A 7,845-nucleotide genomic window follows, 5' to 3' on the forward strand; every position below is an offset into this window, starting at 1 on the left:
GGAGATCCCCGCCTCTTCGTTGCCTGGGCTGGCTCAGTGCTGCATGTCGCCCATCTGCTTGCGGCTGTCGCCGCTTTTGTCCTTGATGATGCTGTCGTTGGCCGGGCCCTCGACCTCCAGGATGCCGATCAGGCCCTTGGTGGCGCGGCTCAGCGCGTGGTCGACCAGGGCGTACTTGCCCGGGTAATCCACCTTGAACTCCACCATGGTGGCGCCGCCCGGCGCGACGGTGACGGTCTGCACGCCCTTGTTCGGCTCGCTCTCCAGACCGCCCATGTTGTAGACGCGGTCGAAGATTTCGCCGATCACGTGGAAGGACGAGGTCAGGTTCGGGCCGCCGACGCCGAACCAGATGCGCACGGTCTCGCCGACCTTGACCTTCAGCGGCTTGTCCTTGGACAGCGCGCCGACGGCGCCGTTGAACACCAGGTAGTTGGGCTTTTCGTTCACCAGCCCGTCGTAGTCGTCCTCGGCGTTGGGGATGTTCTTGGCCTTGGTGGCGTAGACTTCCTGCTGCATCACGTAGTATTCGTGATCCACCGCCGGCATGCCGGCCTCGGGCTCGACGACGATCAGGCCGTACATGCCTTTGGAGATGTGGTGGGCGACCATCGGCGTGGCGCAGTGATAGACGTAGACGCCGGGCGTCAGCGCCTTGAAGGAGAACTCCTTGGTCTGGCCCGGCTCCACCTGGGTGATCTGGCCGCCGCCGAGGAAGCCGGTCGCCGCGTGGAAGTCCACGGAGTGGTTCATCGTGGAGTCCTTGGCGTTGGCGATCTTCACGTCCACCGTGTCGCCGACGCGCACCCGGACCATCGGGCCGGGGATGGTGTTGTTGAAGGTCCAGTAGGTGTAGGTGGTGCCGTCGTCCAGCTTGGATTCCACCTCGGTCGTGTTCAGGGTGACCTGATGGGTCTTGGGCGCGCGCTTGCCGGCCTTTTCCGGGGCGGGAACGGCGGCCGGATCCTGGACGATGCTGACCGTCGGTTCCTTGACCTTCGGTTCGGCGTACAGCGTGGTGGCCGAAGCGGCGCTGATGCCCGACAGGGACAGCAGGGCTACGGCGCTGACGGTGGCGAGAAACGTCTTGGTGTTCATGGCGTCGTCCAGGATCGATGTTTCGACTGGACCGACCATGGCACTGCCGAGCCTGCCTGAATTTGACTGCCGTCAAGAGGAATATTGATCGCCATCAAGTCGCCGGTCGTTTTACTCGGCCATGAACTTAGAAGTACAGAGTCTATACTTTTGCGTGCCGATCCCAGCGGGCAGCCGCACTGTCCGCCGTTTTTGTGGCCTGCCCATTGAACATGTTGGAGGGGAGGGCGCCCGCTTCGCTCCGGAATCCGGCAGCGTGAGGGTCCGCTCTGGGGGCGACGCCGTGGACGCGTCGCTGTGGGTGCGACAGGGAGCCGCAGGGTGCGCGACGCATTGCGCCGGATGGCCGAACCCCCGGCCGGACCGCTTGACCATCGTCAAAGCCACCCACCACCCACGGGCCTAAAGCTCCACGCCGCAGGACCGCCGTTCGGGCGGTCTTCGGCTACGTTTGGTTCAAGGGTGCCGCGCATGGTCCCACTTCCCACCGCCGGCGACGCGCGAGACCGGCTTCTGCCGGCATCGGTCCCATTCCGGTTCTTCGCTGCGGCGCTGGTTTTTCATCTCTGCGGATGGCTCTTGCTCGCCGCCGGGCCGGACCGGGTGGCCGGCTTCCGCGGCGGGCCGGGATGGGTGCTCGCGGCGCTCCACCTGTTCACGCTGGGGGTTCTGCTGACCACGGCCATGGGCGCCTCCTTCCAGCTGCTTCCCATGGCGACGGTCCGGCCCGTCCGATCGGTCGGCTGGGTGAAGCTGTGCTTCTGGCTGACCGTCCCCGGCATTGCGATCCTGACGCACGGCATGGCTTTGTTCGACCCGTCCGCCCTCATGCTGGGCGGGGCGCTGGTCGGGTGCGGGGTTCTCCTGTTCGGCGCGCTGCTGGCCGACAACCTGCGCTCGGCCGGGGACATGCCGGGAATGCGGCTGTGCGCGGGCGTCGCGCTGGCGGCGTTGGCGGTCATGGCGGCGTTGGGTCTCGCCCTGATCGCCGACCTTTTCGTTCCCATCCTGCCGGACCGCGCGTCGGCCGCCGGCGCGCATCTGGGAATGGCGCTGTTCGGCTTCTTCGGCCTGATGGCGGCCGGCTTCTCCACCATCCTGGTGCCGATGCTGACCCTGGGGCCGGCGCCCTCCGCCGCGTCCGGCCGCGCGGTCGCGGTGGCGGGCGGCGCCGGGCTGACGCTGCTGGCGTTGGGCGGGCTGACCGGGACCACGGCCTTCACCGCCGCCGCCGTCGTCGCCGGGCTGGCCGCGTCGGCCATCCATCTCCACGCCATGGCCGGCGTGCTGCGCCGCCGGATGCGGCGGCGGCTGGGCACCGACTTTCGCCTGATCCGCGGCGCTTGGGCGATGCTGCCGCTCTCGCTCCTGCTCGCGCTGGCCCTGGCGCTCGGCGTCGACGGCTTCAACCTGCCCGCGGTGTTCGTGACGGTCACGGTGTTCGGCTGGCTGCTGAGCCTGCTGTTCGGCGTGCTGCAACGCATCGCCCCGTTCCTCGCCTCGGTCCACGCCACGCGGCCGGGGTGCCCGACGCCGCTGGTGTCGCGTTTGGCGCCCGAGCGGCCGCTCGCCGTGCACGCGGCCCTGCACGCGGCCGCCGTGGCCTTGCTGGTCGCCGGCAACCTCGCCGACTCCGACGGGATCGTGCGCGCCGGCGCCCTGTGCGGAACGGCGGGCGCGGTTTCCCTGCTCGTCTTCGCCGTTCGCCTCTTCGTCCGCACGCGGACGGCGCTGCTCTCAACCCCGTCCCACTGACCGGAATTCACCCATGCTCGACCTACAATCGGAAATCGCCAAGCTTCTCCACGTCGACCACATGACCACGCTGGCCACGCTGCAAAGCCTGGACGAACTGCTGGCCTCCCGGCCGGGGCGCCTGCCGAACCTCACGGATGAGGCGGTGCGCCGGACCCTTCAGGACGTGATCGCGATCGCCGCGCAGGAGGTCGGCCGCCATTTCGCTTTTGAAGAGGGGCAGCTGTTCCCCCTCCTGGAAGCCTGCGGCCAGACCGGCATGGTCGGCCTGCTGACGATGGAGCACCACTCCATCCTGCCGGCCGCCCAGGAGGCCGCACGGCTGGCGACGGAAGCGCTCGGGGCCGGGACCTTCACGCCCGACGGCTGGGAAGACTTCCAGCGCGTCGCCATGGAACTGCTGGAACGCGAGATGTTCCACATCCAGAAGGAGGAGATGGGCCTGTTGGCCGCCATCGCCGCCCTGGTGTCGCCCGAGGACGACGCCCGCCTCGCCGAAGCGTACCGGGCGCTCGCCTGACAATAGGATTTACGGCGCGGCGCTCCGATGGAAGCGCACGGTCCAGTGCCCCGGCCCGACCATCCGCGCCTGTGCCACGAAGCCCTCATCGGCCAACAGGGAGCGCAGCGGGACGGGGTCGAACGGCGCCTCCAACACCAGGAGACCACCGGGCGGCACCTCCGCCGCGTGGTCGAGGACGACCCCAAGCGGGTTTTCCCCGGCGGCCAGCAAGGGGCGCACGTCGAGATGAACCGTCGCCGGAGCGTCGTCGGAACTGGGGGAATTGGGGAAAGTCATGCCGCCTCCAATCTGCCGGGGCATCGACGCGCCCGGACACCGCCCCGCTTACCACCACGCCGGGCAGCGCGGGCTTGACCGGAGTCAAGGACCGCGCCGTCCGCCTGTCCTATCGCCGACACGCGGCGGGAGCAACCCCCGCCACGCACAAAGACTCCAAAACCAAATCCGAACAGGGAGGAACACCGCGAATGCGCGATCCCGGCATTGCGTTGGACGAAGCGGCGCCCGACACCCGCGCCCGCGCCGTGGAGGTCCGCCTGACCCAGATGGGGCTTGGGCTGGCGCGGCGGTTTGGCGACGGCGTCGGCGGACGGCTGGCGGACCGGGTCTTGCGGGTCCTGTCGGACCGCCACCCGCGCGCCTTCACGGCGTTGCGCGACATGCCCGAGGCGCATCTTCTGATCGATCCGGTGGACGCGCCGGCGGCCGTCCTGCTGCGGGTCGGACCCAGGCTGGCCTTGCGGGTTTGCGACCGCGACGGCCCGGCGCACGTCGCCGTGGACGCCGCGGTGCGCGGCCCCTGCGCACGCCTGCTCGACCTGCTCGAAGGCCGGATCGACGGCGACGCGCTGTTCTTCCGCCGCGAACTGGTGATCGAGGGGGACACCGCCCTGATCCTGGCGCTCCGCAACACCCTGGATGGGGAGGACATGGACCTGTTCGCCGACATGGCGACGGCCGCCGGTCCGCTGCGCCACGCCCTCCCGCTCGCCCGACGCCACGCCGGTCGGATGCTCGACCTTCTCGGCATCGCCCGGCGCGCGGCTCCCCCGCCGCTGCGATGGGGGATGGTCGCCCTGGAGCGGCGGCTGGGTGGAAAGCCGCAGGGATCATAAGCGCATGGACTCCTTCGAACTGATCTGCCCGGCCGGCAACCCGGCCGCGCTGCGCGCCGCCGTGGACGCCGGTGCCGACGCCGTCTATCTGGGCTTCCGCGACGAGACCAACGCGCGCAACTTCCCCGGGCTCAACTTCTCGCGCGAGGATCTGGCGGGTGCGGTGGCCTACGCCCACGCGCGCGGCGTCCAGGTCTTCGTGGCCATCAACACCTACCCGCAGGCCGGGAACCTGGGGCCGTGGGAGCGCGCCGCGGACGACGCGGCGCGGCTGAAGGCCGACGCGGTCATCCTGGCCGACGTCGGTCTGCTCGCCTACGCCGCCCGCCGGCATCCCGACCTGCGGCTGCACCTGTCGGTGCAGGCGTCGGCGGCGAACGTCGAGGCGATCCGGCTGTACCGCGACGCCTTCGGCGTGCGCCGCGTCGTGCTGCCCCGCGTGCTGACGGTGCCGGAGATCGCGCGGCTCAACGCCGAGATCGACATCGAGACGGAGGTGTTCGTGTTCGGCGGGATGTGCCCGATGGCCGAAGGGCGCTGCTCCCTCTCCTCCTACGCGACGGGGCTGTCGCCCAACCGGCAGGGGGTCTGCTCGCCGGCCAGCCATGTCCGGTACGAGCCGCGCGGCGCGGCGCTGGCCTCGACGCTCGGCGGCTTCACCATCAACCTGTTCGGGGAGGGGGAGCAGGCCGGCTACCCGACGCTGTGCAAGGGCCGCTTCCTGTCCGGTGACCGCCCGGCCTACCTGTTCGAGGAGCCGACCAGCCTCAACGCGCTGGAACTGCTACCGGAGCTGAAAGCCGCCAAGGTGCGCGCCCTGAAGATCGAAGGGCGCCAGCGCGGCAAAGCCTACATCGCCGCCGTCGTCGCTGCTTACCGGAAAGCCCTCGATGCCTTCGCGAAGGGCCAGGCGCTGCCGATGCTGAACCTGGACGCGGTGGTCGAGGGCGGCGCCCAGACGACCGGCGCCTTCAAGCGCGCCTGGCGCTGAGGAGCAAGACACCATGATGCCTCTTCTGACCCTCGGCCCCGTGCTGTTCAATTGGCCCGCGGACCGCTGGCGCGACTTCTACTTCCGGATGGCCGACGAAGCGCCGCTGGACACCGTCATCCTCGGCGAGATCGTCTGCCACAAGCGCGCCCCGTTCTTCGCCGACGCCATGGAGGCGGTCGTCGCCCGGCTGACCGCCGCCGGAAAGGAGGTCTGGTTCGCCAGCCCGATCCTGGCCGGCAACGACCGCGAGCGCGCGGCGATGCGCGATGTGGTGACGAACGGGCTGCTTCCGGTCGAAGCGAACGACATGGGGGCGCTGGCCCTGTTGGCCGGGCAACCCCACGCGGTCGGTCCCTTCATCAACACCTACAACGAGGCGACGCTCGCTTGGCTGGCCGGGCGCGGCGCGATGTCGGTGTCGCTGCCGGCGGAACTGCCGGCATCCTCCGTCGCCGTTCTGGCGAAGGCGGGGGCCGCCTTGGGCCTCGCGGTCGAAGTGCAGGTGTTCGGGCGGGCGCCGCTGGCGATTTCGGCCCGCTGCTACCACGCGCGGGCCCATGGGCTGCACAAGGACGGCTGCCAGTTCGTCTGCGGCAACGACCCGGACGGCATGCCGGTGAAGACGTTGGACGGCCAATCCTTCCTGACCGTGAACGGCACGCAGACGCTGTCCCACGGGTATCTCTGCCTTGCGGGCGAGATGGAGCGGCTGGCCGCGATGGGAGTTTCACGCTTCCGCCTGTCGCCGCAGGCGGTGGACATGGTCGCCGTCGCCGCGGCGTTCCGCGCCGTTCTCGCCGGGCAGCGGGATGGCCGGGATGTCGCCGCGGAGTTGGGCCGGCTGGTCGAAGCGCCCCTGGAGAACGGCTTTTTCCACAACTTGGCGGGCGCCGCCTACGCCGCCGAGGCGTGACGCCCCGCCAACCGATGTTTGCCGGCCGGCCATGGCATGGCCGGCCGACCCCTGGCACTTGTGTCACGGCGTGCCGTCGGAGCAGAGCCGGCGCAACCGCTCGATCGAGGGGACGATGATGGTGCTGCCCGAAATGTGCAGGTCACGGTGGGACAGTTTGGCGAAGGTGCGGGACAGCTGCTCCGGCGTCATGCCCAGGCGGCTGGCCAGGACGCGCCGGCTGACCGGAAGCTCGACCGCCACGCCGTCCTCCGCCCGGTCGACCTGGTCGAGAATGAAGGCCGACAGCCTTTGCGTCGTGTTGCGGAACTTCAGGTCCTTGACCTCGCGCACGAGCGTCCGGAACTGGCCCGCCAGAGCCTGCATCACCCGATGGGCGAAGACCGGATCCCGGGCGACCTGCGCCCGCACCACCGGCGCCGACAGCAGCAGGATTTGCGAGGGGTCCAGAAGCTTTGCCGATGTCAGGCTCGGTGCGTCGGCAAGCACGGCGGCCGGCGCGAAGCAATCGCCACGGCACAGGATGTCCAGCACCGTTTCCTGCCCGGAATCGGCGCGGCTGGACAGCGTGGCGGCCCCGGTGACCAGGACGTGGAGAAAATCGGGAACCTCCCCTTCCGTCACCAGGACGGCCTCACGCGAGCACCATTCCAGCGACGCCCCGGAGGTCAGCGAGGCGAAGGTGTCGCCGCAGATCCCGGCAAGCAGCGGGAGGTTGCGCACAAGGTCCAGATCTTTCGGTCGCATCGCACCCCCGTCGGTTCCTTATCCACCGGTGCATGGCCCCTCTCCCCCATGGTGGAAGAGAGGGGCCGGTTGCGGGTCACTCCGCGGGCTGAACGGCGCCGCCCATCGGGGCCTTCTTCGCCGCGGGAACCGGGCCGAGCAGGGCGTAGAGGTAGAGGCCGGCGCCGATGAACACGGCGACGCCGGCGGCCAGCCGCACCCAGAAGAAGGGGGCGATCTGGTCCTGCACGCTCATGTAGTCCATGCCCAGCACGCGCTGCAGGTGGACCTGCACGACGCCGGCGAAGGTCAGCGCGAAGGTCATCACCGTCATCCCGCCGCACATCAGCCAGAAGCTCAGCTTGTTCAGCGCCTGATGGTACGGCGCGACGCCGCGCAGGTGCGGCATGGCGTAGCTGAAGATCGCCAGGTTGATCATCGCGTAGGCCCCGAAGAAGGCCAGGTGCCCGTGCGCCGCGGTCACCTGCGTGCCGTGCGTGTAGTAGTTCACCGCCGACAGCGTGTGCAGGAAGCCCCACACCCCCGCCCCCAGGAAGGCCATGACCGCGCAGCCCACCGACCACAGAAGTGCGGCCTTGTTCGGGTGGTTGCGCCCGCCCTTCAGCACCATCTGGATGGCGAACACGACCATGGCGAAGAAGGGCGCCACCTCCAGCGTGGAGAACAGCGAGCCGATCCACTGCCAGTAGCCCGGCGTGCC

At 69.7% G+C, this 7,845-nt stretch carries 9 protein-coding genes; 5 read left to right on the top strand and 4 right to left on the bottom strand.

The window, feature by feature from the left end:
* Positions 1-33: 33 nt before the first annotated feature.
* Positions 34-1,098, bottom strand: a complete 1,065-nt coding sequence (nirK, locus tag J2851_RS24175) for a copper-containing nitrite reductase (protein WP_209769458.1) — start codon at positions 1,096-1,098, stop codon at positions 34-36.
* A 579-nt stretch (positions 1,099-1,677) separates the two neighbouring features.
* Between nirK and J2851_RS24180 the strand changes: the two genes are divergently transcribed.
* Both J2851_RS24180 and J2851_RS24185 read left to right on the top strand, forming a co-directional pair.
* Positions 1,678-2,853 (top strand): hypothetical protein, encoded by a 1,176-nt coding sequence (locus J2851_RS24180; RefSeq protein ID WP_209769460.1) that lies wholly within the window; start codon positions 1,678-1,680, stop codon positions 2,851-2,853.
* A gap of 13 nt (positions 2,854-2,866) precedes the next feature.
* Positions 2,867-3,373, top strand: coding sequence for a hemerythrin domain-containing protein (locus J2851_RS24185; protein WP_209769462.1), 507 nt, complete (start codon positions 2,867-2,869; stop codon positions 3,371-3,373).
* Between the two features lie 9 nt (positions 3,374-3,382).
* On the opposite strand, the gene J2851_RS24190 is transcribed toward J2851_RS24185, so the two are convergent.
* The gene (locus J2851_RS24190) at positions 3,383-3,652 is read right to left on the bottom strand and encodes a DUF2249 domain-containing protein (protein ID WP_209769464.1); all 270 of its coding nucleotides are present in this window, start codon (positions 3,650-3,652) and stop codon (positions 3,383-3,385) included.
* A gap of 191 nt (positions 3,653-3,843) precedes the next feature.
* Here J2851_RS24190 and ubiT point away from each other — a divergent pair, with 191 nt between their 5' ends.
* From ubiT to ubiV, 3 genes are read left to right on the top strand one after another with little or no spacing between them, the layout of a single operon-like run.
* Positions 3,844-4,491, top strand: coding sequence for a ubiquinone anaerobic biosynthesis accessory factor UbiT (gene ubiT / locus J2851_RS36380; RefSeq protein WP_209769466.1), 648 nt, complete (start codon positions 3,844-3,846; stop codon positions 4,489-4,491).
* Positions 4,492-4,495: 4 nt separating this feature from the next.
* Positions 4,496-5,482: a ubiquinone anaerobic biosynthesis protein UbiU gene (gene ubiU, locus J2851_RS24200; protein WP_209769468.1), complete on the top strand. Its 987-nt coding sequence runs from the start codon at positions 4,496-4,498 to the stop codon at positions 5,480-5,482.
* A gap of 13 nt (positions 5,483-5,495) precedes the next feature.
* Complete coding sequence (ubiV, locus tag J2851_RS24205; RefSeq protein WP_209769470.1) at positions 5,496-6,398, top strand: ubiquinone anaerobic biosynthesis protein UbiV; 903 nt, start codon at positions 5,496-5,498, stop codon at positions 6,396-6,398.
* A gap of 63 nt (positions 6,399-6,461) precedes the next feature.
* Here ubiV and J2851_RS24210 read toward each other — a convergent pair whose 3' ends face one another.
* Positions 6,462-7,145, bottom strand: coding sequence for a helix-turn-helix domain-containing protein (locus tag J2851_RS24210; protein ID WP_209769472.1), 684 nt, complete (start codon positions 7,143-7,145; stop codon positions 6,462-6,464).
* A 76-nt stretch (positions 7,146-7,221) separates the two neighbouring features.
* A partial coding sequence (locus J2851_RS24215) for a cbb3-type cytochrome c oxidase subunit I (protein ID WP_209769474.1) occupies positions 7,222-7,845 on the bottom strand: 624 nt, incomplete at its 5' end.

This window comes from Azospirillum rugosum, from assembly GCF_017876155.1.
In the GTDB taxonomy this organism is placed as follows: Bacteria; Pseudomonadota; Alphaproteobacteria; order Azospirillales; family Azospirillaceae; genus Azospirillum; species Azospirillum rugosum.

What these genes read in the sequence shown, in the direction of transcription:
- ubiV (WP_209769470.1), top strand. Translation starts at nt 5,496, where the DNA reads ATGATGCCTCTTCTGACCCTCGGCCCCGTGCTGTTCAATTGGCCCGCG.
- nirK (WP_209769458.1), bottom strand. Translation starts at nt 1,098, where the DNA reads ATGAACACCAAGACGTTTCTCGCCACCGTCAGCGCCGTAGCCCTGCTG.
- J2851_RS24210 (WP_209769472.1), bottom strand. Translation starts at nt 7,145, where the DNA reads ATGCGACCGAAAGATCTGGACCTTGTGCGCAACCTCCCGCTGCTTGCC.
- J2851_RS24190 (WP_209769464.1), bottom strand. Translation starts at nt 3,652, where the DNA reads ATGACTTTCCCCAATTCCCCCAGTTCCGACGACGCTCCGGCGACGGTT.
- J2851_RS24185 (WP_209769462.1), top strand. Translation starts at nt 2,867, where the DNA reads ATGCTCGACCTACAATCGGAAATCGCCAAGCTTCTCCACGTCGACCAC.
- ubiT (WP_209769466.1), top strand. Translation starts at nt 3,844, where the DNA reads ATGCGCGATCCCGGCATTGCGTTGGACGAAGCGGCGCCCGACACCCGC.
- ubiU (WP_209769468.1), top strand. Translation starts at nt 4,496, where the DNA reads ATGGACTCCTTCGAACTGATCTGCCCGGCCGGCAACCCGGCCGCGCTG.